This is a genomic window from Salmonella sp. SJTUF14076 (genome assembly GCF_015534835.1).
Classification (GTDB): Bacteria; Pseudomonadota; Gammaproteobacteria; order Enterobacterales; family Enterobacteriaceae; genus Salmonella; species Salmonella enterica.
The window spans coordinates 1,509,580-1,535,338 of the sequence record NZ_CP064674.1 but is presented as its reverse complement, the minus strand read 5'-3'; the positions used below and the strand labels follow the sequence as shown (position 1 = coordinate 1,535,338).

Genomic DNA, 25,759 nt, shown 5'->3' with positions numbered 1-25,759 from the left:
CATCTCCTGTTATGCATTCAGGCATCACTGCCCTCTTCTTATCATCTGACGACGGGCTTCAGCATGAAACTGAAGCCCAAAACAGTATTAATAAATGTCGTACTTGACCATATCTTCGTAACTGTCTTCCCGACGAATCAGACGCGTCTCACCATTTTTATCGATCATCACCACGCCCGTGCGCGGACGGTTGTTATAAACGGTTTGACTTTCAATGGTGTATGCCCCGGCATCAAGAAACGCGACAATATCGCCAACATGAGTCTCCTTCGGCAGTAAAAACTCTTCGCCTTTCACTCCCATGTGGAAATAATCCCCGCCATCACACAGCGGCCCGGCTAATTTTATCCAGGCGTCGTGCGCTGCCGTCATGCGAGAGGCGTTATAGACATAAAAGAACCAGTCAAAATGCTGGCTGTCAGAGAGTACGCTGTAACCAGCGTCGACAAATTTCCATTCAACGTGGCATTCCACATTGCCGTTAAGATCGTAATTTGTTTTACGTTTTTCGCAGGAGACTTCCGTAAGTAAAACCGCCGCCGACCCGGTCACTTTACGTCCCGGTTCAATACATATTTCCACATCGGTACGCCATTTATGCACTTCGCGAATGACCGCATCGGCAAAATCCTGGGCGGTAATACCGGCATACATATTATCTTTTAACGGGTCGCCATTCTCGTCGTCATATTTATAGGGAACCGGAATTCCGCCGCCCACGTTAATCAAATCAAATTTAATACCGAGCACCTCTTCCAGGCGACGGGATTCATCCACCAGCACTTTAGTCGCTTTTGCGAAAGGCTCTGACTCCGGCACCTGATCGCCTACATGCATATGCAAGCCGCGCAAATGCACATAAGGCATTGCCAGAATGCGGCGGCAGGTTTCTTCCGCCTGTTCCAGGTCGAGACCCGACTTCGCATGGAAAGCGGTAACCAGTTCCGCATGCGTCGCCGAGGGAACATTCGGCTCTACGCGGACGCAAACATTGGCGACTTTCTTCAGCTTGCGAGAGATGGCATCAATATGTTCCAGCTCATACAGGCTATCAACATTAATAAGATACAGATCGTTGGCGATAGCATATTCCAGATCGGCAGGCTTTTTCACCACGCCGTTGAAGACGATCTGATCGCCGCGAAAGCCTATCTCCAGACACTTGCGAACCTCATATTGTGAGTTTGCCTCCGCGCAAATTCCGGCGTCACGAATGGCTTTCAACACCCCCATGACCGAGCAGGTTTTTGACGCAAAGAAGGTTTTGGTATTTTTATGCGCCGCAAATGCCCGCTGGATTTCATGAATGTTACGAATAATCTCCGGCTCAGAAAACACATAGAACGGCGTGGGGTACTGGCGCGCCAGTGCGTCCAGATCGACCCCTTCAAAACACAAATGACCGTCTTTGTGCTGGAAACGGCGATCGCCGTTGATTACCTGCTCACGTAGCTGGTTGTAATTCTGCATAATCGAGTCAGTCATAACGCCCTCTGCTTAATGTTTATGGTAAAAATCCGCATTCTTTACAGGGATAAAGCAAAAGGCATGCCACTATTTTTTATCAAAATAATCAATTACTTATAAAAATAAGCTATTTCTCATTTTCGTCATTGAGTTTGCTATTCATCACAACGACGAAAATTCGTCACTTTTATAATGGCAATATGAACAATAGATATGAGGAATGCATGTATGGCATCCACCAATCAGGAACTGGCCTCGGCGCTCAGGATGTTTTCCCGCTTTTTCGATTTGATTCATCAGCCGTTGGCCGTCATTAATGAGCGTGGTGAATACGTTTACTACAATCAGGAAAGCGCGGATCTGGACGGCTACAGCATTGAACGGGCAATGGGAAAACATATGCTCGATGTCTATCCGGGCATGAAAGAGACGCAAAGTACGATGCTTTCATCGTTAAAAAAAGGCGTGGAATACATTGGCCATTATCAAATTTATTACAATGCGCGAGGCCAGGCCGTTGACTATCAGCACACCACCGCGCCGCTCTATGCAAGCGATGGCGGCATGGTCGGCGTTATCGAAATCGGCAGGAATATGTCCGGCGTCAGGCGGCTCCAGGAGCAGGTGGTAGAACTGAACCAACTGCTGTATGCCGATCACCATGAGAAGCACCATGCCATTATTACCGAAAACCCGGAAATGCTCAGTAATATCGCCAAAGCCAAACGGCTGGCCGCCAGTAATATTCCGGTGACGATTGTCGGGGAGACGGGAACGGGTAAGGAGTTATTTTCCCGCCTGATACATCAATGCAGCAAGCGGGCGAATAAACCCTTCATCGCCCTGAACTGCGGCGCCCTACCGCCTACGCTTATCGAAAGTACGCTTTTCGGCACCGTGCGCGGCGCCTATACCGGCGCGGAAAATAGCCAGGGCTATCTGGAACTGGCAAACGGGGGAACGCTCTTTCTTGATGAGCTGAACGCCATGCCGATAGAGATGCAAAGTAAGCTGCTGCGATTCTTGCAGGATAAAACCTTCTGGCGGCTCGGCGGACAACAGCAACTCCACTCTGATGTCAGGATCGTTGCCGCCATGAACGAAGCGCCCGTCAAATTAATTCAACAAGAACGTCTGCGAGCAGATCTTTTTTATCGGTTGAGCGTCGGAATGTTGACGTTACCGCCGCTGCGCGCCCGCCCGGAAGATATTCCCTTACTGGCGAATTATTTTATTGATAAATACCGTAATGACGTGCCGCAGGATATTCACGGATTAAGCGAGACGGCACGTGCTGATCTGCTCAATCACGCCTGGCCGGGTAATGTCAGGATGCTGGAAAACGCGATTGTACGCAGTATGATCATGCAGGAAAAAGACGGGCTGCTGAAACACATCATTTTTGAACAGGACGAGTTAAATTTAGGCGTACCGGAAACCGCGCCGGAAAATCCCCTTCCCTCGTCACCCGATCCGCAGTATGAAGGGTCGCTGGAGGTACGGGTTGCCAACTACGAAAGGCATTTAATAGAAACCGCGCTGGATACGCATCAGGGGAATATTGCCGCCGCGGCCCGCAGCCTTAACGTATCGCGCACCACGTTACAGTACAAAGTACAAAAATACGCTATTCGCTTCGGCGTGGTACGTAATTGACATCGGCCAGCGGCATCGCGCCGCTGGCAAAGCCATTAGCCTTCGTTATGCATTTCCAGGTTTTCCATTTCGTTCTGGAACAGCACCGCTTTGGCGTCGTCATTACGTAATGAATCCAGGAAGTCGAGGTATTGCTGGTCTACGTCTTTGGTGACATATACCCCGTTAAATACCGAACATTCAAACTGCTGGATATCCGGGTTTTCCGCGCGTACGGCTTCGATCAGATCGTTCAGATCCTGGAAGATAAGCCCGTCTGCGCCGATAATCTGCCGAATCTCATCCACCTCGCGACCATGCGCGATCAGCTCATTGGCGGTCGGCATATCAATGCCATAGACGTTGGGGAAACGAATTTCCGGCGCGGCGGACGCCAGATAAACCTTCTTCGCGCCGGCTTCCCGGGCCATCTCGATGATCTGCTCTGATGTGGTGCCACGCACGATGGAATCATCCACCAGCAGGACGTTCTTATCGCGGAATTCCGCGCGATTAGCATTGAGCTTACGGCGCACGGATTTACGGCGTAGCTGTTGGCCCGGCATGATAAAGGTACGTCCCACGTAACGATTTTTGACAAATCCCTGGCGGTACGGCTTGCCGAGAATACGGGCAATTTCCAGTGCGATATCGCAGGAGGTTTCCGGGATAGGGATCACGACGTCGATGTCCAGATCTTCCCATTCACGAGCGATTTTTTCGCCAAGTTTGGTGCCCATATTCACACGAGCGCTGTAGACGGAGATTTTGTCGATAAAGGAGTCCGGGCGAGCAAAATAAACGTACTCGAACAGGCAGGGATTACTGACCGGGTTATCCGCGCACTGGCGCGTGAACAGTTGCCCCTTTTCGGTAATATAGATAGCTTCGCCCGGCGCGACATCGCGCAGGAATTCAAAGCCCAGCGTATCCAGCGCCACGCTTTCAGAAGCGACCATATACTCCGTACGACCATCGCCAACGTCACGCTTGCCCAGCACTAACGGGCGAATGCCGTGCGGATCGCGAAAAGCCACCATGCCGTGGCCGATAATCATCGCCACGCAGGCATAGGCGCCGCGGATTTGACGGTTAGTCGCGGCAATCGCGGCAAAAATATTGTCGGCTTCCAGCGGATAGTGACGGAAGTTGTCGAGCTCGCTGGCGAAAATATTGAGCAGGATTTCGGAATCGGAGGTGGTGTTGATATGACGGCGCTTTTCTTCAAACAGCTTTTTACGTAGCTCGTGCGCGTTAGTCAGGTTGCCATTATGGGCCAACGTGATGCCATACGGCGAGTTAACGTAAAAAGGTTGCGCTTCCGAAGCGCTGGAGCTGCCTGCGGTAGGGTAGCGCACATGGCCGATCCCCATGTTGCCCTGCAAACGCTGCATGTGGCGAGCTTCAAAAATATCGTTCACCAGCCCGTTTGCCTTACGCAAGCGGAAGCAGTTATTCGCATCAATGGTGATGATACCGGCAGCATCCTGACCACGATGCTGGAGCACTGTTAACGCGTCATAAATCGACTGGTTGACCGGCATAACACCGGCGATACCGACAATACCGCACATACGTCATTTTCCTCGTTAAGCCACATCTCAGAACCTGTTACGTCCTGGGCAAGAAACTCGACGAGCTTTGCAGATAGTCAAAGAACCATCTGATGATGAAGCTGAACTGCGGGATGAGCTGCGATTTGCTCCAGTCTTCGCTTTTCGACAAGCCGGTGAAAGTATCAAGGAAGAACAGAATGGCGGCGACAATCAGCGCGCCTCGCAGTGCGCCGAAACAGATCCCCAACACCCGGTCAGTTCCCGACAGGCCGGTCTTTTCTACTAGCTGACCTATCACAAAATTCACGATAGCGCCGACGATAAGCGTCGCGATAAACAGTACCGCGATAGCAATCCCATTACGAACCAGTTCGTCTTCAAAGCCCGTAAACCAGACAGACAGGTAAGTGTAGTAGTGACTGGCGACAAAGAAAGCACAACCCCACGTCACCAGCGATAACGCTTCACGAACAAAGCCGCGGATCAGGCTAACCAGACAGGAAAAAGCAATCACCGCGATAATGGCGTAATCAATCCAGACCATAGATGTCCCACGATTTTACGCCCTGTCGTCCTGTTCGGGGCGCATTCTAACAGAAAAAGAAAACGTTTGCGTAGGGATTTCCTTCCCACGCGTAAATAAAAATGGCGCTGAAAAAATATTCAACGCCATCACACTTTTTATCTCTTCGGGCACAACCAGAAGAGCTGCCATCGGCCTGATAAGCGCAGGATACCAGGTTTATTCCTTCTGCCGGATGACGGCGTAAACCCCTTATCCAGCCTACAGAACTTCGGCTATTACCAGGTGAACACCGTAGGCCTTAACGCTGCGCGCTCAGGCAAAACGCGCCTTAGTTCGGGCTATATCCCATCACCACGCCGCTTAACCCGGAAATCTGCTTGAGCTCGCCAAGCGATCCTTTCATCTTATCTTTCGACGCATCCGGCCCGACGAGAATACGGGTTATTTTACCCTGTACCGGCGTTGAGGGGGAAGTATAAACCCGGAACCCGGCGGAACGAAGCTTGCCGACTATCTCGTTGACTTTATCCGCATTTTTCAGCGCGCCCAACTGTACGACATAGGCTTTGCCGGTCGGCGCAGGTTTATCGTCGGCGACTGGTTGCGGCGCGGGCGTCGGCGTGGAAGCGGCGACAACCGGCTGTTGCGGTTTAGGCTGCGGCTTCGGCTTTTCAACCGGCTTCGGTTTAGGCGTCTCCGCCGGTATCGGATCAAGCTCGACATTGTTAGACGCCATGCGCGACGGGTCCAGCGATGGCGCTGCCGCATCTCCCGCCCGCACCTCTTCAGCCGCCCCTTCCGGCGGCTGTGTCGGCAGCGCCTGCGTTGCGGCAGGCATCATATCCGGCTCATCGCGGTCGCCAGGCTTCGGTACCAGTGGAATCGCAGCAAATTCATCCTGATAATGCTTTTTCTGTCCGTCCAGCAGACCGGGAAGCACAATAACCCCCAGCGCGACTAACACAATCGTGCCGACTAAACGATTCTGAAACTTACTCGCCACCGATTCTCCCCGCGTCTATCACTTCCATAACATGTGCGACGGTGTGGAACGATCCGCACACCAGCACGGTATCTTCTGGCTGCGCCGCGTCGATAGCGGCCTGCCATGCCTGCGCGACGCTATCATAGACATTCCCTTTCCCCAGATGTTCCAGAAGTTGTTCCGCCGTCGCGCCGCGCGGCCCCTCTAACGGAGCACAATACCAGTCGTCAACCACGCTTTTCAACCAGGCTAACGTGCCGGCGATATCTTTATCATGCAGCATACCAATCACCGCAAGCACGCGCCCGCGTTTCGGCAACATTTTCAGACGACCCGTCAGGTATTCCGCCGCGTGGGGATTATGGGCGACATCAAAGATAACGCGCGGCGACTCACTCACGATTTGAAAACGTCCCGGCAAGGTAGCCTGCGCAATACCGTCGCGAATCGCCTGCTCGTCAATGTTCAACCTGCTGGCGCGCAGCGCGGCCAGAGCGGTGGCGGCATTCGGCTGAGGAACCTGCGGCAACGGCAGTCCGGCAAGCATGCCGTCACCATCGGTAAACGCCCAGTGGGTCGCTGTCACCTCATAACGCCAGTCAACGCCGCGACGCAGCAACAGCGCGCCGGTCTCCTGCGCGACATCCGCGATGGTTGCCGGCATTTCCGGTTCGCCGACGATAGCGGGTTTTTCCGCACGAAAAATCCCGGCCTTCTCGCGGCCGATACTTTCGCGATCCGGCCCCAGCCAGTCAGTATGGTCAAGCGCGATGCTGGTAATTACCGCTACATCGGCATCCACAATGTTCGTGGCGTCCAGGCGCCCGCCCAACCCGACCTCCAGAATCACCACGTCAAGGTTAGCCTGTTTAAACAGCCACAATGCCGACAACGTACCATATTCAAAATAGGTCAATGAAATATCGCCGCACGCCGCTTCTATTTCCGCAAAGGACGCGGTATGCGCGGATTCCGCTAATTCTTTCCCCTGCACGCGCACGCGCTCGGTGTAACGTACCAGATGAGGCGAACTATAGACGCCCACACGGTATCCCGCCGCGATTAACACCGACTCCAGCGTTCGACAGGTCGTACCTTTGCCGTTGGTTCCCGCAACGGTAAAAACGAACGGCGCAGGCTTGAGGATGTCCAGACGCGCTGCCACCTGGCTTACGCGCTCAAGGCCTAAATCGATACTCTTGCTGTGCAGGTTTTCCAGATAAGAAAGCCACGAGGCCAGGGGCGACGCAGCTTGAGGTATAGATTTGTTTTTCATTGATTCCGCTGCTTCTTTACGGTGAAAAGCAAAAGGGCAGAGCCTGCGGCCCTGCCCTTTTCAGTTATCAGGCCTCAGACTCCTGATCCGGCGCCGGAGGCACCACCACGCCTTCACGCGGGGCGTCCGGATTCGGCGCGGGCAGATTCATCAGCTTCGCCAGAATGCTCGCCAGCTTCAGGCGCATTTCCGGGCGGCGAACTATCATATCAATAGCGCCTTTTTCGATCAGGAACTCACTGCGCTGGAATCCCGGCGGGAGCTTCTCACGAACGGTTTGTTCGATAACGCGCGGGCCAGCGAAGCCAATGAGGGCTTTTGGCTCGGCGATGTTGAGATCGCCCAGCATCGCAAAACTGGCGGAAACGCCGCCCATTGTCGGATCGGTCAATACCGAGATGTAGGGCAGACCACGTTCCTGCATTTTAGCCAGCGCCGCCGAGGTTTTCGCCATCTGCATCAGCGACATCAGCGCTTCTTGCATACGCGCGCCGCCGGAAGCAGAGAAACACACTAACGGACAGTTATCTTCCAGCGCCTGTTCAACGGCGCGAACGAAGCGTGCGCCAACGACAGACCCCATGGAGCCGCCCATGAACGCGAATTCAAACGCGGCGGCGACAACCGGCATACCGTGAAGCGTCCCTTTCATGACCACCAGCGCGTCTTTCTCGCCGGTTTCTTTCTGCGCGGACGCCAGTCTGTCTTTATATTTTTTGGAGTCGCGGAACTTGAGCACGTCTTTTGGCTCCAGCTCGCTACCCAACTCCACAAGGGAACCTTCATCTAACAGGCTATGCAGGCGATTGCGCGCCGACATGCGCATATGATGGTCACACTTAGGACAGACCTCAAGATTACGTTCCAGCTCAGCGCGGTATAAAACCTGACCGCAGCTATCACACTTGGTCCACACCCCTTCAGGAATGCTTGCCTTGCGGGTGGGAGTAATGTTGCTTTTAATTCGTTCAATCCAGCTCATTGGTGACCTTTCTGCCTGAACCTTAGTCAGCTTTATTATAAGGGGCGCATAATGCCATTTTTGCCCCCAACAGACCATGAATGTTGCACATTAAAACATAACAGCCCGAAACTTTGGATAAAAAAGTGGTCGAACCGCTGAGTTACTTTCTATTTTGCGGCACGCGACGCAGCGCGCTTATGCCGGACAATCTCAATGACGCCAGGTAATATCGAAACCACGATAATCCCCACAATCAGCAGCTTAAGGTTATCCTGAATCAACGGTATCGTACCGAAGAAATAACCGGCGTAGGTAAAGAGCAGTACCCACAGCAGCGCGCCGATGACGTTATAGGCGGCAAAATGCCGATAGGACATGTGCCCCATCCCTGCCACAAACGGCGCAAAGGTTCTGACGATCGGCACGAAGCGAGCGAGAATGATAGTTTTACCGCCGTGTTTTTCATAAAACTGGTGGGTTTTATCCAGATAACTGCGGCGGAAAATTTTCGAATTCGGATTACTGAACAGTTTTTCGCCGAACAGTCGACCAATCGTGTAATTTACCGCATCGCCGACAATTGCGGCGATCAGCATTAACGCCACCATGACATGCACATTGAGATCGTTGGTTTCCAGCGAAGCCAGCGCCCCGGCGACAAACAGCAGCGAGTCGCCCGGCAGGAACGGCGTGACGACCAGGCCGGTTTCACAAAACAGAATCAAAAACAAAATAGCGTACACCCAGACGCCGTACTCCGCGACCAGCTCCGCCAGATGCACATCGATGTGCAGAATAAAATCAATAATAAAGTAGATCAGGTCCATATTTGTCTTTGCCTTTCTACCCGACACGTTTCGGGTGTGCGATTCGGATTAGTCCGCCAGAAATAGCGGGCCCATTGGCGGTTTTGGAAGGTCAAACCGGTCAGGGTAATCCACCGCAACCAAATATAGCCCCTCCGCCTTCGCCGTTGCCGCCGCCAGCGTTCTGTCCCTGGCCGCTAACAGCTCTGCGATCCAGCTCTCCGGCTGGTTGTGAGCGCCTACTTCCAGCAGGCTGCCGACAATATTCCTGACCATATGATGAACAAAGGCATTCGCTTTGATATCGACCACCACATAAGGGCCGTGGCGGGTAACGTTGATGTGCATCACATTACGCCACGGCGTGCGCGACTGGCACTGCACCGCGCGAAACGAGGTAAAATCATTTTCGCCAAGCAGACACTGCGCCGCGCGATGCATCCGCTCTGCATCCAGCGGCTCATAGTAATGCGTCACGCCTTTTGCTAACACCGCAGGACGCAGTCGATGATTGTAGATGATATAGCGATAACGGCGAGCCGTAGCGCTAAATCGCGCGTGAAAATCATCCGGTACAGTTTTCACCCAGCGCACGGCAATGTCACCAGGCAAATTCGCATTTACCCCCAGCGTCCATGCCGCATCTTTGCGCAATGCGGTCGTTTCGAAATGGACAACCTGCCCGGTGCCGTGAACGCCGGCATCGGTGCGCCCGGCGCAGAACACGTTAATAGGTTCATTTGCCACCTGCGAGAGCGCTTTTTCCAGCTTTTCCTGCACGCTGCGCACTTCATTCTGACGCTGCCAGCCATAATACTTGCTGCCGTCGTACTCAATACCCAGCGCAATTTTATAGACCGGCGATGATTGCTGTCCGGACATCAGTACAGATACTCCTGCACCAGCTTCTCCGCAATTTTAACGGCCATCAGCGCGCCGCCGAAACGCACGTTGTCCGCCACTGACCAGAACTGAATTTGTTCCGGCATACCGTAATCATTATGCACACAGCCAATAGAGAGCTGTGGATTGCCGGAAGCGTCGCCCACCTGCGTCGGGTAATCCGTCTCTTCTGACAGTACGATATCTTCACCGCGGGAAAACGCCTCGCGCGCCTCTTCCGCCGCCAGCGGACGGAGCGCTTCAAAGCTCACCATCTGCGCATGGCCATAGAACACCGGCGACTGCACGACACTGGCGGAGATCATCACGCCATCATCCTGCAAAATTTTACGCACTTCATCGACGATACGACGTTCCTGGCGCACGCTGCCTTCCCGATCCGGCAGCAGCGGCAGCATATTGAACGCTAACTGGCGGCCAAAGAAATCATCTTCATCAATCGGTATGCCGTTAAGCAGCTTCGCACTCTGTCCAGCCAGCGCATCGACCGCTTTTTTCCCCTGTGCGGACGCTGATAACATACTGGTGACGGCGATGCGCGACAGTCCCCCCTGATCGATTAACGGCTTGAGCGCCGCCAGCAGTTGACTGGTCAGACTATCGGCGACCGCAATCACGTTACGGTTACGGTAATCCGCCAGTACATACGGGTTAACTTCCGGCACGACCAGCGGCACATCAGGCTCCAGCGCGAACAGACCGCTGGAATCTATCACCAGGCAACCTGCATTGGTCGCGTCGTCTATCCAGGCAGCCGATGCCTCTGCGCCGGCAACGAAAAACGCCAACTGCGCCTGCGTCCAGTCAAAGTCCGCCGCATCCTGGACAATGACCGACTTGCCACCAAAACGGAGGTGCTCGCCCGCGCTTTCATGACGCGCCAACGCATAAATTTCACCGACCGGGAACTGGCGTTCAGCCAGTGTTTCAAGCAGGGCTTCGCCTACGGCGCCCGTTGCGCCCAGAATGGCAATGTTCCAGCCTTCAGACATGGTGATTTACTCCAGAAATACATAAGCGTCCCTGTCGCATTATTCGACAGGGAGCATTAAGAAGACATTAATGTGCCGGGTGATGAACAGCGTTAAAACCTAGCTTACACAGCAAGGCGGCTGCCGTTTCGTCGTCACACATCACGTATAAAGACGACCATTCACGGCGCTCAAGATAATTTTTACGCAATTTATCAAATTCACCCGGAATTCCAGCGACTTTACGCAGCGGCGCATCGTCGCGGCGCACATCATACACCAAATGCGCCAGTCTTTTCAGCGTCGGTTGATCCAGCGGGCCATGAAGCGTAATACGACCAAACTCAGGCGCAGGCAGTAATGTCTCCAGCGCGACATGCTGCTCGCGACCGATAAACGCGCTATACGCCTCAAAGACCTGGGTGGTGCCGCGCGCTTTGCCTTCCAGCGTATAGCCGGCGATATGCGATGTGCCGATATCCACGGCCTCCAGTAGCGCGACGTTAAGATCCGGTTCGCCCTCCCACACATCAAGCACCACGCTCAGCGGCTGCCCGGCATTAAGTCGCGCCAGCAACGCAGCGTTATCCACCACCGGACCGCGGCAGGCGTTAATGAGAATGGCGCCGGGTTTCAGTCGACGGATCAGCGTCTCATCGGCCAGATGCAGCGTTTTATACGGTCCGTCTTTATAGAGCGGCGTATGGAAAGTCAGGACATCCGCTTCCTGCACCAGCTCATCCAGCGTACGAAAATCACCCTCGTCCCCGCGTGCGGCGCGTGGCGGATCGCACAGCAACGTACGGATACCCAACGCTTCAAGCCTGGTCTGTAGCCGGCTTCCAACGTTACCCACGCCGACAATCCCTATAGTGCGATCGCGTAACGAAAAGCCGTCACGTTCGGCCAGCATCAACAGCGCGGAAAACACATACTCCACCACGGCGATAGCATTACAGCCGGGCGCGGCTGAAAAACCGATGCCCGCCTGCTTCAGCCATGCCTCATCCACATGATCGGTGCCTGCCGTAGCAGTACCAACGAAGTTAATCGGCGTGCCGCTCAGCAGCGATTCATTCACTTTCGTGACCGAACGCACCATTAACGCATCGGCATGGTTCAATTCTTCAACGGGGATCGGGCGACCCGGCACTGCCTTTACCTCACCCAGGCGGCTAAATAATTCGCGGGCGTAAGGCATATTTTCATCAACGAGAATTTTCACGACTGTCGTACCTGTTTGAGAACGAGAGTTAACCGGACAAGTGTGCCATAATCTGGCCGCCAGGCATATATTGCTCAGATTTATGGTTAAAGGATAATTAATTATGCATCCCATCTCCGGCGCCCCTGCACAGCCTCCAGGCGAAGGGCGTAATCCTCTTTCCGCTGCGAGCGAGCAGCCGCTTTCCATGCAACAGCGTACGGTACTGGAAAGGCTGATCACGCGCCTGATTTCACTGACCCAGCAGCAAAGCGCGGAAGTATGGGCCGGAATGAAACACGATCTGGGGATAAAAAATGACGCGCCGCTACTGTCGCGCCACTTCCCCGCCGCTGAACAGAATCTTACCCAGCGTCTGGGCGTAGCGCAGCAAAATCATGCCAATCGTCAGGTGCTTTCACAGCTAACAGAGCTGCTTGGCGTCGGGAATAATCGTCAGGCCGTCAGCGATTTTATCCGTCAGCAATACGGTCAAACCGCGCTTAGCCAGCTTACGCCCGATCAACTCAAAAACGTGCTGACGCTCCTGCAACAGGGGCAGCTTTCCATTCCGCAGCCGCAGCAACGTCCGGCAACGGATCGGCCATTATTGCCTGCTGAACATAATACGTTGAATCAGTTGGTGACGAAGCTGGCGGCCGCGACCGGCGAGTCAAACAAACTTATCTGGCAATCAATGCTGGAACTCTCCGGCGTGAAAAGCGGCGAGCTCATTCCGGCAAAACAGTTTACCCATCTGGCGACATGGCTACAGGCGCGGCAGACGCTGTCACTACAACACGCGCCTACGCTACATACGCTGCAGGCTGCGTTAAAACAACCGCTGGAACCGGACGAACTCACAGCGATCAAAGAGTATGCCCAACACACTTATCAAATTCAGCCGCAAACGGTGCTGACCACCGCCCAGGTGCAGGATTTACTTAACCATATTTTCCTGCGTCGCGTAGAGCGGGAGACTGATGAGCTGGAACCGCTCTCTATTCAACCCATCTACCGCCCGTTTGCGCCGATGATTGAAACCGTGAAAAATCTGTCTGCGCGGCCAGGCCTGTTGTTTATCGCGCTAATAATTGTACTGGCGCTTTTCTGGCTGGTTTCTTAACCACGCCGGAACGATAATATCGTCACCAGGATGCCAACCACAGCGGAGATCGCTCCCGCGAGGAATACGGAAGGATAGCCGCATGACGTGGCCAGCATGCCCGCCAGCGGGCCGGTAACGCCGTAGGAGATATCCTGAAACGCGGCGTAGCCGCCGAGCGCCGTACCGCGTACCTGTGCAGGTACGCGTTTCACAACCTCCACGCCCAGCGCCGGGAAAATCAGTGAACACCCTGCCCCGGTGAGCGCCGCGCCTACCAGCGCTATCCAGGCCGTCGGCGCCAGCCACAAGAGCAGCAACCCTGCCGTCTCAACCAGCAATGAGACAACGGCGACCTTCACGCCGCCAAAGCGGTCCGGCATCCAACCGAACAATATGCGCATCAGTACAAACGCACCGCCAAACGCGGTCAGGGTGAATCCCGCCATCGTCCAGCCATTGCTGACAAAATAAAGTGAAATAAACGTACCGATGACGGCAAAGCCCACGCCCTGCAATGCCAGGCCCAGGCCCGGTTTCCAGATAAGCCCGACCACGCTCCACAGTGAAGGTCGCTCCCCCGTATACGCAGGCACTTTACGCACGGTGCCGTTGAATGCCCAGGCCAGCAGCGGTAAAACCATCGTCGTCCCCGCCAGCGCCGCGAAGCCAAAGTGGCTATGGATCAGCAAGCCCAACGGCGCACCGGCCGCCAGCGCACCGTAAATCGCCATCCCGTTCCACGACATCACCTTACCGGAACGCGTTGGGCCAACCAGCCCCAGTCCCCAGGTCAGGGTTCCGGTCAGCAGCTGGCTTTCGCCAAATCCGAGGATCAAACGCCCGACAATAAGCAGCGCGAATTTTATCGGCGCGGAAACCGGCAACAGCGCGGCCAGGAGCCAGGCGGCGCCCGCCAGCCCGCAGGCAAACATCCCCTGTAACGCCGATCGTTTAGCGCCATATTGATCCGCCAGCCGTCCGGCATAGCCGCGCGTCAGTACCGTCGCAAAAAACTGAATGCCCACGGCGATCCCAACCATCGTATTGCTATAGCCCAGTTCGTGATGAACAAAAAGCGGGATGACGGGTAACGGCAGGCCGACCGTCATATAGGTCAGGAAAACCGCAAAGGCGATGCGGAACAGCGAAAAATTCGCAGACGGGGTCGTTGTTTTTTGGCTAACTGCTGTCATGCATTACTCCAGAATGCAGAGTAAGGCGGGGAAAGGCCACGCCCCCCTCTACCTGAACGTCAGGATTAAGGTGCGTTGGATAACGTTAAACGCTTACGCATTATCGGAAGGATAATGTAGAGAGTGAAGTCTGCCTGTGAGACGCGAAACTTGTCAACCTTGAAATTGCAGCCAGGGTATCAACGTGGCGGCGTGTCATCAAACAGAAAGGGAAAGACCGCTTTCATTCCTCTCACCTTAAAGCGTCCGGTCACCTGCTTGCGCTGTTCTGGCGTCAGTAACCTGAACATCATCTCCCAGATATCTTCAGGCTCCGCTTCCTGTAAGGAAATGGGTTCTGGCGTCGGTTCCTCTCCGCTGTCGTCAAGATAACGATGAACATAAAGAGGGAAAACAGATATATGAAACTCCTCGGCCTTTGATTTAACACGCTTACGCCTGACACCCTCTTTCCCTTCGCTGTACTTATATAAACGTTCGCGAACCGCAGGCTCGCTTCCCGGAAACCCCGGTAAGCCAAGACATTCCTTAACCGTGAACCATTCCTTTGCCATCGGTTTCTTTCCTTTCCCCTGATGAAATAAAAATATTTCTTCTTTTTCGCGAAATTTTGCTTTCTTTCTGGCACTATTCTCAGAGTGAAAAAGAAAGTAACTTTCTTTTTCTCGCGCTAATTTTTACCTTAAAAATATCGGTGCCGATAACACATCTTCTTAGGATTACAGAATGGAACCAAAAAGCCAGGACTGGCATCGTGCAGATATTAAAAGTACACTTGAAAAAAGAGGTATTACGCTCAGAGATCTTTCTCGTCAGGCCGGTGTGCGGAATTTACCCGAAAGGCAATTCAGGCGGGCGGTATCACGCTGGGCATACATATCATGCGAAAGATTATGGCCCAATGTTAAGAAGCGCCGGATTCACCGCTATTGGTACCTATGAAATGCCGCGCGAGGGTGACGTCATCATTATTCAACCTTACGCTGGCGGAAACCCGAGCGGTCACATGGCGATATACGATGGCACAGAGTGGTATTCAGATTTTAAACAACGCGATATGTGGGCCGGCCCGGGCTACCGGGCAGCCAGGCCCTCATATACCATCTACAGGAAGAATTAATGAAAACGTTCTCCCTTGTCGCGCTTATCCTGTTGCTTTGTAGTTGCTCTGCGCCTCATCACGACAGTACGCAGGCCGTGAAGCAGTTCTATACCTCATGGGTGACGACGTTCACGAACGATGTGAATACCCCTGACGACACCACCGCCTTAATGCAACGTTACGTTGCTAAAGAGGTTATTCATCGCCTGGCGCTAATACAGTCCCTTTATGAACAGGAGATTGTAGGGGCAGATTATTTTATGTATGCGCAGGACTATGCGCCAGAGTGGATTCCACAGTTACGGGTTGGGAAGGCACACCCTTTCCTCGGCGGAGAAAAAGTGGATGTTCTGTTGGGCACAGAGTCAACGCCCATCCACCTGGAAGTTTATACCCGTTGGGAAGAGGGACGCTGGAAAATTTACCGCGTTCGGGATGCTGACAGGGGTTATGAACAGCCGATTTATGACGCAGGCGCCATCACCCAGGCTGAGGCCTGGTCAGCAAAAGTCGCGCCGGAATATAAGAAGCATTAAAAAAGGGAATCGCCATCGGTCTCTTGTTCGTACCGGAGAGGTTAAAGCGCCTATTTCATCAGGCTCTTATTCCGTCGCTGAAAACAGTAAGCCGAAAACAACCCAGGCATTATTTAAAATATGAAGTGTTATAGGTATCATTAGCCCACGGCTTCTCATTCGAACAACGCATAATATCGATGAAAAAACAAACAGATAAACAAAAGTCACCGCAAAGAGATATTGTGTATGCATAAATGCAAAAGCGAGTGAAGTAATAATAATACCGGAAGCTCTTGAGTACCGACCCCAACCGATACTGCTGTTTAATAAAAACCCTCTGAATATAATTTCCTCCGCCACAGGAGCCAGAAAGCACATCGCCAGCGTGTTAAGAAATTTATGAAGAAAAAATTGCCTTGATAACTCGGCCATCCAGGGTTCCGGGCCACTAAAAGCATTGTAGAGAACGGTAAGGCACACCAGGGCCAGCGCCGGAACAAAACACTCCACGAATGATAAGCGACCCAATGATAAAAACGGGTAATACTTTGAATAAATACTCCAGGCGGCAATCGCATAGACAAAAACAATACTATATATAAAAGGCGCAGCCAGACCTCCCAAATAAAGCCAGGCATAGGAAGGCGAAAATGAGGCAAAAACAAAAATGCCGAACAAACCAAATAAAACAGCCACACAACTCAAACTATGCCTAATTTTATCTAATGTATTAGTTGGCATTTATATAATATCCATATAATTTGTTGTTCCCTGAATGAAAAAACAGGTCGCATTAGCGACCTGTTTCATTGTTGATACTACAACGTAATAGTCAGGCTTACAACTTACGCATCACCAGCGTGGCGTTGGTGCCGCCAAAACCGAAGCTGTTAGACATTACGGTAGTCAGTTCACGCTCGGTCGTTTCGGTCACGATGTTCAGACCCGCAGCCTGCTCATCCAGCTCTTCGATGTTGATGCTCGGCGCGATAAAACCGTGCTCCAGCATCAGCAGAGAGTAGATAGCTTCCTGCACGCCAGCCGCACCCAGCGAGTGGCCGGTCATCGCTTTGGTCGCGGAGATAGCCGGGCTGTTATCGCCAAACACTTCACGGATTGCACCGAGTTCTTTCACGTCGCCTACCGGAGTAGAGGTACCGTGAGAGTTCAGGTAGTCGATCGGCGTGTCTACGCCGTGCATCGCCATCTGCATGCAACGTACTGCGCCTTCACCAGACGGAGCAACCATGTCTGCGCCATCGGATGTTGCGCCATAGCCGACGATTTCCGCATAGATATGCGCGCCGCGCGCCAGAGCGTGCTCCAGCTCTTCGACAACAACCATACCGCCACCGCCCGCGATGACAAACCCATCACGGTGCGCATCATAGGTACGGGACGCTTTTTCAGGCGTATCGTTATATTTGGTGGACAGTGCCCCCATCGCGTCGAACTCACAGGCCATTTCCCAGCACAGCTCTTCGCCGCCGCCAGCAAAAACGATGTCCTGTTTGCCCAGTTGGATCTGTTCAACCGCATTGCCGATACAGTGTGCGGAGGTCGCGCAAGCGGAGCTAATGGAGTAGTTCACGCCATAAATTTTAAACGGCGTAGCGAGGCAGGCGGAAACGCCGGATGCCATTGCTTTCGTCACCACATACGGGCCCACGGCTTTCAGACCACGCGGGCTACGCATGGCGTCTGCGCCAAAGACCTGGAATTTCGGGGAGCCGCCGCCGGAACCTGCAATCAGGCCGACACGCGGGTTATTCTGATAGACTTCCGGCGCCAGACCGGCGTCGGCCACTGCCTGCTCCATAGACAGATAAGCATAGATGGAGGCGTCGCTCATAAAGCGCACGACTTTGCGGTCAATGAGGCCAGTGGTATCCAGTTTTACGTTGCCCCATACCTGGCTACGCATGCCGGCGTCCTTCAGCTCCTGAGAGAAAGTGATCCCTGAACGTCCTTCACGCAGAGATGCCAGGACTTCCTGCTGGTTATTACCGATGCTGGAAACGATGCCCAGGCCAGTAATCACTGCACGTTTCATTCAATACCTCTGTAATTCGCACTATTTTTAAGTTTCGATTGGCACAATAGCGTACACTTGTACGCCGAACAAGTCCGATCAGCCATTTAGTACGGAAATTTGCGCCATCAGGCACACATCGTTAAGATCGCGATACCGCCCGTCAGACGAGTAACTTACGTGAAACAATACGCCATACAACCCGCCACACTCGAATTTAACGCTGAGGGTACACCTGTTTCCCGAGATTTTGATGATGTCTATTTTTCTAATGACAATGGACTCGAAGAGACACGCTACGTTTTTCTTGGCGGCAATCGTCTTGCGGAGCGATTTCCCGTACATTCACATCCATTATTTATAGTCGCGGAAAGCGGTTTTGGCACCGGACTCAACTTCCTGACGCTGTGGCAGGCGTTTGACAGCTTTCGTTCTGCGCACCCACAGGCGACGCTGCAAAGGTTACATTTCATCAGTTTTGAGAAATTCCCGTTAACGCGCGACGATCTGGCGCTGGCGCACCAACACTGGCCGGAGCTCGCGCCCTGGGCAGAGCAGCTGCAGGCGCAATGGCCGCTGCCGCTCCCGGGGTGCCACCGCCTATTGCTGGATCGGGGTCGGGTGACGCTGGATTTGTGGTTTGGCGATATTAATGAATTGACCGACCAACTGGACGCCACGCTGAATCAAACAGTCGACGCCTGGTTCCTCGACGGTTTTGCCCCGGCGAAAAATCCGGATATGTGGACGCCAAACCTGTTTAACGCGATGGCGCGGCTGGCGCGGCCCGGCGCAACGCTGGCGACGTTTACCTCGGCGGGTTTCGTCCGTCGGGGATTGCAGGAAGCCGGTTTTACCATGCAAAAACGCAAAGGCTTCGGGCGTAAACGCGAGATGCTTTGTGGAGTGATGGAACAACACCTCATGCCGACCCTTTCCGCGCCCTGGTTTTACCGCAGTGGAAGCGAAAAACGTGAAACGGCGATCATTGGCGGCGGCATTGCCAGCGCGCTGTTATCACTGGCGTTACTGCGTCGCGGCTGGCAGGTGACGCTCTATTGCGCAGATGATCAGCCCGCCCAGGGCGCTTCCGGTAATCGACAGGGCGCGCTTTATCCGCTCCTTAGCAAACATGACGCCGCCATTAATCGCTTTTTCCCGACCGCATTCACCTTTGCCCGTCGCCTGTATGATGCCCTGCCCGTCTCTTTTGATCATGCCTGGTGCGGCGTAACGCAGCTCGGATGGGATGAGAAAAGCCAGCAGAAAATTGCCCAGATGCTGTCCCTGGCGCTGCCCGCCGGACTGGCCTCGGCGCTCAATGCCGAAGAGGCGGAACAGGCGGTTGGCGTGACGACACGCTGCGGAGGAATTACCTATCCGGCAGGCGGCTGGCTGTGCCCGGAACAATTAACTCGCGCAGTCATCGCACTGGCGACCGAACAGGGTTTACAAACGCGCTTTCGCCATACGCTCACGTCGCTCGTTGCGCAGGAGTCGCGCTGGCAACTGCGCTTTACGTCAGGTGAAACCGCCAGCCATGAGACCGTCGTTCTGGCGAACGGCCATCAGATTAACCGTTTTGATCAGACCCAGCCGCTGCCGGTGTATGCCGTCGGGGGGCAGGTCAGTCATATTCCCACCACCCCCGCTCTCTCGGCGTTGCGTCAGGTGTTATGCTACGACGGCTATCTGACGCCGCAAAATCCGCATAATCAGCAGCACTGTATTGGCGCCAGCTATCACCGGGGTGACGAAAGCACCGTCTGGCGCGAAGAAGATCAGCGTCAGAACCGACAGCGTCTGCTTGACTGTTTTCCGGATGCGAAATGGGCCACAGAGGTTGACGTCAGCGGCAACAGCGCCCGTTGCGGCGTGCGTTGCGCCACCCGCGACCATCTGCCGATGGTGGGCAATGTCCCGGATTACCACGCCACGCTGACGCATTACGCCGATTTAGCCGATAATAAAACGTCGGCGGCGCCTGCGCCTGTGTATCCGGGTTTATTTATGCTCGGCGCGCTGGGATCGCGCGGTTTGTGCTCAGCGCCATTATGCGCAGAAATTCTGGCGGCGCAGATGAGTAACGAGCCGATTCCTCTGGATGCCAGTACGCTGGCGGCGTTAAATCCGAATCGGTTATGGGTGAGAAAGTTATTGAAGGGAAAAGCGGTGAAGTAATGGGCCTGTCAATAGCGGAAGGCGGCAAGCGTCGCCTTCCGGCCCACGGCGTTATTGTTTTGCCTTGTCGAACAAATTGTCCCACATCGCTTTGACTAACGCCTGATCGCGCGGCGACAGTTCGCCGGCGCCGATCGCTTTTTCCAGACTTTGGCTAACGTTGGCATAGACCGCCTCGACGGAGTGGTCATCACCGCTCTCCAGCTCGGCAATGGCTAACGTCAGGTGGCCACGCAGGTATCCACTGGCAAAAAGCTCATCGTCGCTGGCGTGCTCTACCATATCGTCAATTAATGCCAGAATGCGTGATTCAAACTCCGCGATCATCTTCTTTCCTCATTGTAAACGTGGCGCTGGCTTTAATTAAGCGCTTCCGGCCACGGGAACTGTTCCGCCTTAAGTTCGGGCGTGTGATAGTAATTCTGTAGCGCTTTGATGAAGCGGGCCGGACGTTCAGGAATGCCCTGCTCCAGATACGCCATTACCTGCGCATGAACCCGGCGCTGAAACGCCACGCGATCCGGCTCAATATCGCCTTCCAGATTGTCGCAACTGACGTTAAAGGGATACCCCGCCGCCACGCAAAACAACCAGTCGAAAGCCTGTGGCTTCACCTCGACGTCTTCAAATTGACTTTGGGTCTGCGCGTCGCGTCCATCCGGGCAGTACCAGTAACCAAAGTCAACCAGTTCGCGGCGCGCCTTACCGGCGATACACCAGTGAGAAATCTCATGCAGCGCGCTGGCGTAAAACCCATGCGCAAAGACGATGCGGTGGTACGGTACCTGCGCGTCAGCAGGAAGATAGATCGGTTCGTCGTCGCCTTTAATCAGACGGGTATTAAATTCTTCGGCAAAGCAGCCGTTAAAAATCTCAATTAACTGTTCGTAATGGTGCGTATTGTTCATTAATTCATCCCCAACCAGTGGAGGATCTCCTGTCCGTGGCTATCATAAAGTAACCTGGCGCTCATTACCGCCGAGACAATAACGATCATCGGTCTGATAAGTTTTTGGCCTTTGCTCAACACCAGACGCGACCCCATTCGCGCCCCTAAAAACTGACCAACCAGCATCACGAAGCCCGTCGCCCAGATCACTTTGCCGCCGATGATAAATAACAGCAGGCCGCCAACGTTGGAGGTAGCGTTAAGCACTTTGGCATGTGCCGTGGATTTCGCCAGGTTATAGCCACATAAGGTGACAAACGCCAGAGCGTAAAACGACCCGGCGGCAGGCCCGAAAAAGCCGTCGTAAAACCCGACGCATCCCCCGGCTATCAGCGCGAACGGTAATCCATACAGGCGGCGCTGGCGATCTTCCTCGCCCAGCTTCGGCATCAATAAAAAATAGAGGCCGATGAAAATCACCAGGATAGGCAAGATCTGGCGCAAAATATCCGCCTGCACGTGCTGCACCAGCAGCGCGCCGCTCATCGAGCCAATGAACGTCATCAGAATATTGAGCTTTTGCTCGGCCAGGTTTACCACTTTACGGCGAATAAAATAGAGCGAAGACGAGAGGGAGCCGCCGCACGCCTGTAATTTATTGGTCGCCAGCGCGTTTGCCGGCGACATCCCGGCGGCCATCAGCGCAGGGATAGTGAGCAGCCCTCCGCCCCCGGCGATAGAATCGATAAATCCTGCCAGTACGGCGACAAAAAACAGCACCACCAGCAGCAGCGGGGAGACCATAAACAGATCATAAAAATTGTCCATCAGAGTACATGCTCATCCAGTAGCGCCTGGCAGGAAGGCGGCAGCGGCGGCGGTGTCTTCTTCTCAGGCTTTGTGGTGCCAGGTTTTGGCGGTTCGAACCAGCTTTGCAGTTCAGCGCCGCATCCATCGCCCGGCGGGGGTAAAGGTTGATCTTCGCACTCCAGGCTGTCGGCAGGGCAGCGTAAACGCACGTGCATATGCGCGCGATGCTGGAACCAGGGGCGTACTTTACGTAGCCAGTCACGATCGCTTCCGGCATCGAGGCAAAGCTGTTGTTTAATAGCCGGATTGACGAAAATACGGGTGACGTCATTGTCTTGTGCCGCCAGTTTGATCAGGCTGGCGATATCCGACGACCAGCGCGACGGCACGACGTGTTTACCGTCGCGGGACACCAGATCTAACGCCTGCGGGCGCAATAGCTGCGCCTGGCTCCAGCGCGTTTTCGGCAACTGCAAGAAAATATCCACATCAAGCCCGGTCTGATGACTGGCGTGTCCGCCATTAAAGCGGCCTCCGGCAGGCATCCCCATGTCGCCTATCAGGACGGTTCCGAGCCCCCGTTGCTGCGCCTGATGACTCAACCGCTGGATAAACATGACCAGATCCGGGTGGCCGAAATAACGGCGCTGATCGGTGCGCATCACCTGATAATTATCGGACTGTACCGGCAACGTGTCGGCGCCGATGATACATCCGTTGGCAAAGCTACCGATAGACTGGGCGGCGCCGGGGACAGGATGGGTTATTTTCTGCCACGGCGTCGCCGCCAGGCTGGCGCTACTGACAAACCATGCCAGCAGCGCAATCGCGGTTTTTTTCATTTCTTACCAGCGTGGAATCTCTGTCTTTACATCCGCATTCTGTGCCCGATGGCGCAGCAGGTGATCCATCAGCACGATCGCCAGCATGGCTTCTGCGATCGGCACTGCGCGAATCCCCACACACGGATCGTGGCGCCCTTTGGTGATCATTTCGACTTCTTCACCCGCCCGGTTGATCGTACGTCCCGGCACGGTAATGCTGGAGGTAGGTTTCAGCGCCATATGCGCCACAATGTGTTGCCCGCTACTGATGCCACCGAGGATGCCGCCAGCGTGGTTGCTCTGAAAACCCTGCGCCGTGATTTCATCGCGATTCTGGCTGCCGCGCAGCGCCACTACGTTAAATCCTTCGCCGATCTCCACGCCTTTCACCGCATTGATGCTCATCAGCGCATGGGCGATGTCCGCATCCAGTCGGTCAAATACCGGTTCGCCAAGCCCTGCCGGCACGCCGCTCGCCATCACCGTCACTTTCGCGCCGATGGAGTCACCCTCTTTTTTCAGCGCGCGCATCAATTCGTCCAGCGCGTCAAGTTTGTCCGCATCGGGACAAAAGAACGGATTAAGCTCAACCTGACGCCAGTCTTTAATCTCCAGCGGAATATCGCCCATCTGGGTCAGGCAGCCGCGGATTTCGATGCCGAACTTTTCCGCCAGGTATTTCTTGGCGATCGCCCCTGCCGCTACGCGCATCGCGGTTTCACGCGCGGAAGAACGTCCACCGCCACGGTAATCGCGCAGGCCGTATTTCTGCTCATAGGTGTAATCCGCGTGTCCCGGACGAAAAACATCTTTAATCGCGCTGTAGTCCTGCGAGCGCTGATCGGTGTTCTCAATCAGCAGGCCAATGCTGGTGCCGGTCGTCACGCCATCAAACACGCCGGAGAGAATTTTTACCTGGTCCGGTTCGCGGCGCTGGGTAGTATAGCGCGAGGTGCCAGGGCGGCGTCTGTCGAGATCGTGCTGCAGATCGGCCTCCGTCAACGGGATGCCGGGCGGCACGCCATCGACGATACACCCAAGCGCCAGCCCGTGTGATTCGCCGAAAGTGGTTACGCGAAAGAGTTGTCCAATTGTGTTTCCTGCCATCACGGCTCCGTTATCGTTGTTGTCGTTTGCGTGTTTTAATCTTTATAAATATTGAAATGTTCACGGGCCGCGAGCAACTGCGCTTTGGTCAACATAAAGACGCCATCGCCGCCGTTGTCAAACTCCAGCCAGGTGAACGGCACATCCGGATACTGCTCCATCAGATGTACCATGCTGTTTCCGACTTCACAAATCAGAACGCCATCATCGGACAGATAATCCGGCGCATTTCCCAGGATACGACGAGTCAATTTGAGGCCGTCAGTGCCGGACGCCAGCCCCAGCTCAGGTTCGTGGCGATATTCGTTCGGCAGATCGGACATATCCTCCGCATCGACATAAGGCGGGTTAGTGACAATCAGATCGTACTGAACTTTCGGCAGATCGCGGAACAGATCGGAACGGATTGGCGTCACGTGATGGATAAGACCGTGTTCTTCAATGTTATGCTCGGCGACAGCCAGCGCATCCGGCGAAATATCGACCGCATCAACCTCTGCGTCCGGGAAAGCATAAGCACAGGCGATGGCGATGCAGCCGCTGCCGGTACACATATCCAGAATATATTTCGGCTGTTGGCTAATAAGGCCAGCGAAGTGGTTATTAATCAGCTCGCCAATCGGTGAACGCGGCACCAGCACGCGCTCATCGACATAAAATTCGTGGCCGCAGAACCAGGCTTTATTGGTCAGGTAGGCGACCGGGATACGCTCGTTAATGCGACGAATCACTCGCTCGACAATGCGGTGTTTTTCGCTGGACGTCAGCCGCGCGGTCCGCATATCCTCCGGAATATCCAGCGGCAGATAAAGAGACGGCAACACCAGTTGTACCGCTTCATCCCACGGGTTATCGGTACCGTGTCCATACCAGATATTCGCCGCGCTAAAGCGGCTTACCGCCCAGCGCAACATGTCCTGAATGGTATGCAGTTCACTTACTGCTTCATCGACGAAAATTTTATCCACGTATTCCTCCAGGGCATGCTCGCATTAAATTCGGCGGCTAGTTTGCCACGAAGACAGGGATAAATCAGCATTGACGCGGCGGGAGAATACGAAAAATCCGTTTTGACCGTTCGGATATCCTCCGGGTCGGGTAAACTAAGGCAAAAGATCAGACGAGACCCACGAATGAAAAAGAAAACATCGCTCAGCGAGGAGGACCAGGCGCTGTTCCGTCAGCTGATGGTCGGCACCCGAAAGATTAAACAGGATACTATCGTCCATCGGCCACTGCGCAAGAAAATCACGGAAGTCCCTACCCGAAGGTTAATTCAGGAACAGGCGGACGCCAGCCACTATTTTTCTGATGAGTTCCAGCCGCTGCTCAATACGGAAGGGCCGGTAAAGTATGTCCGTGAAGATGTCAGCCATTTCGAGCTAAAAAAAATGCGCCGCGGCGACTATTCGCCAGAACTGTTTCTGGATTTACACGGCTTAACGCAGCTTCAGGCCAAGCAGGAACTGGGGGCGCTGATTGCCGCCTGCCGTCGGGAACATATTTTTTGCGCCTGCGTCATGCATGGACACGGTAAACATATTCTGAAACAGCAAACGCCGTTATGGCTGGCGCAGCATCCGCATGTGATGGCCTTTCACCAGGCGCCGAAAGAGTACGGCGGCGACGCCGCGCTGCTGGTGTTGATTGAAGTGGAAGAGTGGCAACCGCCCGAATTACCCTGATGCGGAATTGCCGGATG

Annotated in this window: 25 protein-coding genes and 2 pseudogenes; 7 read left to right on the top strand and 20 right to left on the bottom strand. The window is 54.2% G+C overall.

The window, feature by feature from the left end; translation table 11 throughout:
• Positions 1–87 precede the first annotated feature (87 nt).
• Complete coding sequence (locus HU143_RS07370; RefSeq protein WP_023226609.1) at positions 88–1,485, bottom strand: diaminopimelate decarboxylase family protein; 1,398 nt, start codon at positions 1,483–1,485, stop codon at positions 88–90.
• Positions 1,486–1,695: 210 nt separating this feature from the next.
• Here HU143_RS07370 and HU143_RS07365 point away from each other — a divergent pair, with 210 nt between their 5' ends.
• On the top strand, positions 1,696–3,123 hold the full coding sequence (locus HU143_RS07365; RefSeq protein WP_000168925.1) for a sigma-54 interaction domain-containing protein: 1,428 nt from the start codon (positions 1,696–1,698) through the stop codon (positions 3,121–3,123).
• A 35-nt stretch (positions 3,124–3,158) separates the two neighbouring features.
• Here the strand turns inward: HU143_RS07365 and purF are convergent, their stop codons facing one another.
• The 9 genes from purF to pdxB all read right to left on the bottom strand — a co-directional run bounded on the left by purF (position 3,159) and on the right by pdxB (position 12,314).
• On the bottom strand, positions 3,159–4,676 hold the full coding sequence (gene purF / locus HU143_RS07360) for an amidophosphoribosyltransferase (RefSeq protein ID WP_000334205.1): 1,518 nt from the start codon (positions 4,674–4,676) through the stop codon (positions 3,159–3,161).
• Positions 4,677–4,713: 37 nt separating this feature from the next.
• A complete protein-coding gene (gene cvpA, locus HU143_RS07355; protein WP_000262102.1) occupies positions 4,714–5,202 on the bottom strand; it encodes a colicin V production protein in 489 nt (162 codons plus the stop codon).
• A 310-nt stretch (positions 5,203–5,512) separates the two neighbouring features.
• The gene (gene dedD / locus HU143_RS07350; RefSeq protein ID WP_000157031.1) at positions 5,513–6,187 is read right to left on the bottom strand and encodes a cell division protein DedD; all 675 of its coding nucleotides are present in this window, start codon (positions 6,185–6,187) and stop codon (positions 5,513–5,515) included.
• On the bottom strand, positions 6,177–7,445 hold the full coding sequence (gene folC, locus HU143_RS07345; RefSeq protein WP_080229785.1) for a bifunctional tetrahydrofolate synthase/dihydrofolate synthase: 1,269 nt from the start codon (positions 7,443–7,445) through the stop codon (positions 6,177–6,179). Before folC ends, dedD begins: the two co-directional genes overlap by 11 nt.
• A gap of 67 nt (positions 7,446–7,512) precedes the next feature.
• Complete coding sequence (gene accD / locus HU143_RS07340) at positions 7,513–8,427, bottom strand: acetyl-CoA carboxylase, carboxyltransferase subunit beta (RefSeq protein ID WP_000118383.1); 915 nt, start codon at positions 8,425–8,427, stop codon at positions 7,513–7,515.
• Between the two features lie 149 nt (positions 8,428–8,576).
• On the bottom strand, positions 8,577–9,236 hold the full coding sequence (locus HU143_RS07335) for a DedA family protein (RefSeq protein ID WP_000364318.1): 660 nt from the start codon (positions 9,234–9,236) through the stop codon (positions 8,577–8,579).
• Between the two features lie 48 nt (positions 9,237–9,284).
• Positions 9,285–10,097, bottom strand: coding sequence for a tRNA pseudouridine(38-40) synthase TruA (gene truA, locus HU143_RS07330; RefSeq protein ID WP_000016631.1), 813 nt, complete (start codon positions 10,095–10,097; stop codon positions 9,285–9,287).
• A complete protein-coding gene (locus HU143_RS07325) occupies positions 10,097–11,110 on the bottom strand; it encodes an aspartate-semialdehyde dehydrogenase (RefSeq protein WP_001289141.1) in 1,014 nt (337 codons plus the stop codon). Before HU143_RS07325 ends, truA begins: the two co-directional genes overlap by 1 nt.
• Positions 11,111–11,177: 67 nt before the next feature.
• Positions 11,178–12,314, bottom strand: coding sequence for a 4-phosphoerythronate dehydrogenase PdxB (pdxB, locus tag HU143_RS07320; protein ID WP_000699176.1), 1,137 nt, complete (start codon positions 12,312–12,314; stop codon positions 11,178–11,180).
• Positions 12,315–12,417: 103 nt separating this feature from the next.
• On the opposite strand from pdxB, the gene flk reads away from it, so the two are divergent.
• On the top strand, positions 12,418–13,419 hold the full coding sequence (gene flk / locus HU143_RS07315; RefSeq protein WP_000553397.1) for a flagella biosynthesis regulator Flk: 1,002 nt from the start codon (positions 12,418–12,420) through the stop codon (positions 13,417–13,419).
• Here the strand turns inward: flk and HU143_RS07310 are convergent.
• Both HU143_RS07310 and HU143_RS07305 read right to left on the bottom strand, forming a co-directional pair.
• A complete protein-coding gene (locus HU143_RS07310) occupies positions 13,416–14,594 on the bottom strand; it encodes an MFS transporter (protein ID WP_000127720.1) in 1,179 nt (392 codons plus the stop codon). The two genes, flk and HU143_RS07310, sit on opposite strands and share 4 nt — an antisense overlap.
• A 179-nt stretch (positions 14,595–14,773) precedes the next feature.
• A complete protein-coding gene (locus HU143_RS07305; RefSeq protein ID WP_001051266.1) occupies positions 14,774–15,148 on the bottom strand; it encodes a hypothetical protein in 375 nt (124 codons plus the stop codon).
• A 172-nt stretch (positions 15,149–15,320) separates the two neighbouring features.
• Between HU143_RS07305 and HU143_RS24465 the strand changes: the two are divergent.
• The 3 genes and pseudogenes from HU143_RS24465 to HU143_RS07295 form a co-directional block, all read left to right on the top strand.
• Positions 15,321–15,416, top strand: a pseudogene (locus HU143_RS24465) (helix-turn-helix domain-containing protein); the annotation flags it as partial.
• Positions 15,398–15,714, top strand: a pseudogene (locus HU143_RS24460) (hypothetical protein); the annotation flags it as partial. The pseudogenes HU143_RS24465 and HU143_RS24460, both read left to right, overlap by 19 nt.
• Entirely contained in the window at positions 15,714–16,232 is a 519-nt protein-coding gene (locus tag HU143_RS07295) for a YbjP/YqhG family protein (RefSeq protein ID WP_023226606.1), read from the top strand. The pseudogene HU143_RS24460 and the gene HU143_RS07295, both read left to right, overlap by 1 nt.
• A 66-nt stretch (positions 16,233–16,298) precedes the next feature.
• Here HU143_RS07295 and HU143_RS07290 read toward each other — a convergent pair whose 3' ends face one another.
• Both HU143_RS07290 and fabB read right to left on the bottom strand, forming a co-directional pair.
• Positions 16,299–16,955: a CPBP family intramembrane glutamic endopeptidase gene (locus HU143_RS07290; protein WP_001142900.1), complete on the bottom strand. Its 657-nt coding sequence runs from the start codon at positions 16,953–16,955 to the stop codon at positions 16,299–16,301.
• Positions 16,956–17,052: 97 nt separating this feature from the next.
• Complete coding sequence (gene fabB / locus HU143_RS07285) at positions 17,053–18,267, bottom strand: beta-ketoacyl-ACP synthase I (RefSeq protein WP_000817161.1); 1,215 nt, start codon at positions 18,265–18,267, stop codon at positions 17,053–17,055.
• A 159-nt stretch (positions 18,268–18,426) separates the two neighbouring features.
• On the opposite strand from fabB, the gene mnmC reads away from it, so the two are divergent.
• Entirely contained in the window at positions 18,427–20,427 is a 2,001-nt protein-coding gene (mnmC, locus tag HU143_RS07280) for a bifunctional tRNA (5-methylaminomethyl-2-thiouridine)(34)-methyltransferase MnmD/FAD-dependent 5-carboxymethylaminomethyl-2-thiouridine(34) oxidoreductase MnmC (RefSeq protein WP_023226605.1), read from the top strand.
• A 51-nt stretch (positions 20,428–20,478) separates the two neighbouring features.
• Here the strand turns inward: mnmC and HU143_RS07275 are convergent, their stop codons facing one another.
• The 6 genes from HU143_RS07275 to prmB are packed head-to-tail and all read right to left on the bottom strand — an operon-like array spanning position 20,479 to position 25,025.
• Positions 20,479–20,754, bottom strand: a complete 276-nt coding sequence (locus HU143_RS07275) for a YfcL family protein (protein WP_000559749.1) — start codon at positions 20,752–20,754, stop codon at positions 20,479–20,481.
• A gap of 32 nt (positions 20,755–20,786) precedes the next feature.
• Complete coding sequence (locus HU143_RS07270; protein WP_001066345.1) at positions 20,787–21,335, bottom strand: elongation factor P hydroxylase; 549 nt, start codon at positions 21,333–21,335, stop codon at positions 20,787–20,789.
• On the bottom strand, positions 21,335–22,144 hold the full coding sequence (locus tag HU143_RS07265) for a sulfite exporter TauE/SafE family protein (RefSeq protein ID WP_000368599.1): 810 nt from the start codon (positions 22,142–22,144) through the stop codon (positions 21,335–21,337). Before HU143_RS07265 ends, HU143_RS07270 begins: the two co-directional genes overlap by 1 nt.
• Positions 22,144–22,968, bottom strand: coding sequence for a penicillin-insensitive murein endopeptidase (mepA, locus tag HU143_RS07260; RefSeq protein ID WP_000750429.1), 825 nt, complete (start codon positions 22,966–22,968; stop codon positions 22,144–22,146). Before mepA ends, HU143_RS07265 begins: the two co-directional genes overlap by 1 nt.
• 3 nt (positions 22,969–22,971) lie before the next feature.
• A complete protein-coding gene (aroC, locus tag HU143_RS07255) occupies positions 22,972–24,057 on the bottom strand; it encodes a chorismate synthase (RefSeq protein ID WP_000918456.1) in 1,086 nt (361 codons plus the stop codon).
• A 35-nt stretch (positions 24,058–24,092) separates the two neighbouring features.
• Positions 24,093–25,025: a 50S ribosomal protein L3 N(5)-glutamine methyltransferase gene (prmB, locus tag HU143_RS07250; protein WP_001542329.1), complete on the bottom strand. Its 933-nt coding sequence runs from the start codon at positions 25,023–25,025 to the stop codon at positions 24,093–24,095.
• A gap of 165 nt (positions 25,026–25,190) precedes the next feature.
• On the opposite strand from prmB, the gene smrB reads away from it, so the two are divergent.
• A complete protein-coding gene (gene smrB / locus HU143_RS07245) occupies positions 25,191–25,742 on the top strand; it encodes an endonuclease SmrB (RefSeq protein ID WP_000730794.1) in 552 nt (183 codons plus the stop codon).
• The last annotated feature ends 17 nt before the right edge of the window (positions 25,743–25,759 follow it).

What these genes read in the sequence shown, in the direction of transcription:
- smrB (WP_000730794.1), top strand. Translation starts at nt 25,191, where the DNA reads ATGAAAAAGAAAACATCGCTCAGCGAGGAGGACCAGGCGCTGTTCCGT.
- folC (WP_080229785.1), bottom strand. Translation starts at nt 7,445, where the DNA reads ATGAAAAACAAATCTATACCTCAAGCTGCGTCGCCCCTGGCCTCGTGG.
- accD (WP_000118383.1), bottom strand. Translation starts at nt 8,427, where the DNA reads ATGAGCTGGATTGAACGAATTAAAAGCAACATTACTCCCACCCGCAAG.
- HU143_RS07290 (WP_001142900.1), bottom strand. Translation starts at nt 16,955, where the DNA reads ATGCCAACTAATACATTAGATAAAATTAGGCATAGTTTGAGTTGTGTG.
- fabB (WP_000817161.1), bottom strand. Translation starts at nt 18,267, where the DNA reads ATGAAACGTGCAGTGATTACTGGCCTGGGCATCGTTTCCAGCATCGGT.
- mepA (WP_000750429.1), bottom strand. Translation starts at nt 22,968, where the DNA reads ATGAAAAAAACCGCGATTGCGCTGCTGGCATGGTTTGTCAGTAGCGCC.
- purF (WP_000334205.1), bottom strand. Translation starts at nt 4,676, where the DNA reads ATGTGCGGTATTGTCGGTATCGCCGGTGTTATGCCGGTCAACCAGTCG.
- HU143_RS07325 (WP_001289141.1), bottom strand. Translation starts at nt 11,110, where the DNA reads ATGTCTGAAGGCTGGAACATTGCCATTCTGGGCGCAACGGGCGCCGTA.
- HU143_RS07295 (WP_023226606.1), top strand. Translation starts at nt 15,714, where the DNA reads ATGAAAACGTTCTCCCTTGTCGCGCTTATCCTGTTGCTTTGTAGTTGC.
- HU143_RS07370 (WP_023226609.1), bottom strand. Translation starts at nt 1,485, where the DNA reads ATGACTGACTCGATTATGCAGAATTACAACCAGCTACGTGAGCAGGTA.
- HU143_RS07305 (WP_001051266.1), bottom strand. Translation starts at nt 15,148, where the DNA reads ATGGCAAAGGAATGGTTCACGGTTAAGGAATGTCTTGGCTTACCGGGG.
- HU143_RS07310 (WP_000127720.1), bottom strand. Translation starts at nt 14,594, where the DNA reads ATGACAGCAGTTAGCCAAAAAACAACGACCCCGTCTGCGAATTTTTCG.
- HU143_RS07275 (WP_000559749.1), bottom strand. Translation starts at nt 20,754, where the DNA reads ATGATCGCGGAGTTTGAATCACGCATTCTGGCATTAATTGACGATATG.
- truA (WP_000016631.1), bottom strand. Translation starts at nt 10,097, where the DNA reads ATGTCCGGACAGCAATCATCGCCGGTCTATAAAATTGCGCTGGGTATT.
- HU143_RS07335 (WP_000364318.1), bottom strand. Translation starts at nt 9,236, where the DNA reads ATGGACCTGATCTACTTTATTATTGATTTTATTCTGCACATCGATGTG.
- aroC (WP_000918456.1), bottom strand. Translation starts at nt 24,057, where the DNA reads ATGGCAGGAAACACAATTGGACAACTCTTTCGCGTAACCACTTTCGGC.
- HU143_RS07365 (WP_000168925.1), top strand. Translation starts at nt 1,696, where the DNA reads ATGGCATCCACCAATCAGGAACTGGCCTCGGCGCTCAGGATGTTTTCC.
- HU143_RS07270 (WP_001066345.1), bottom strand. Translation starts at nt 21,335, where the DNA reads ATGAACAATACGCACCATTACGAACAGTTAATTGAGATTTTTAACGGC.
- flk (WP_000553397.1), top strand. Translation starts at nt 12,418, where the DNA reads ATGCATCCCATCTCCGGCGCCCCTGCACAGCCTCCAGGCGAAGGGCGT.
- HU143_RS07265 (WP_000368599.1), bottom strand. Translation starts at nt 22,144, where the DNA reads ATGGACAATTTTTATGATCTGTTTATGGTCTCCCCGCTGCTGCTGGTG.
- cvpA (WP_000262102.1), bottom strand. Translation starts at nt 5,202, where the DNA reads ATGGTCTGGATTGATTACGCCATTATCGCGGTGATTGCTTTTTCCTGT.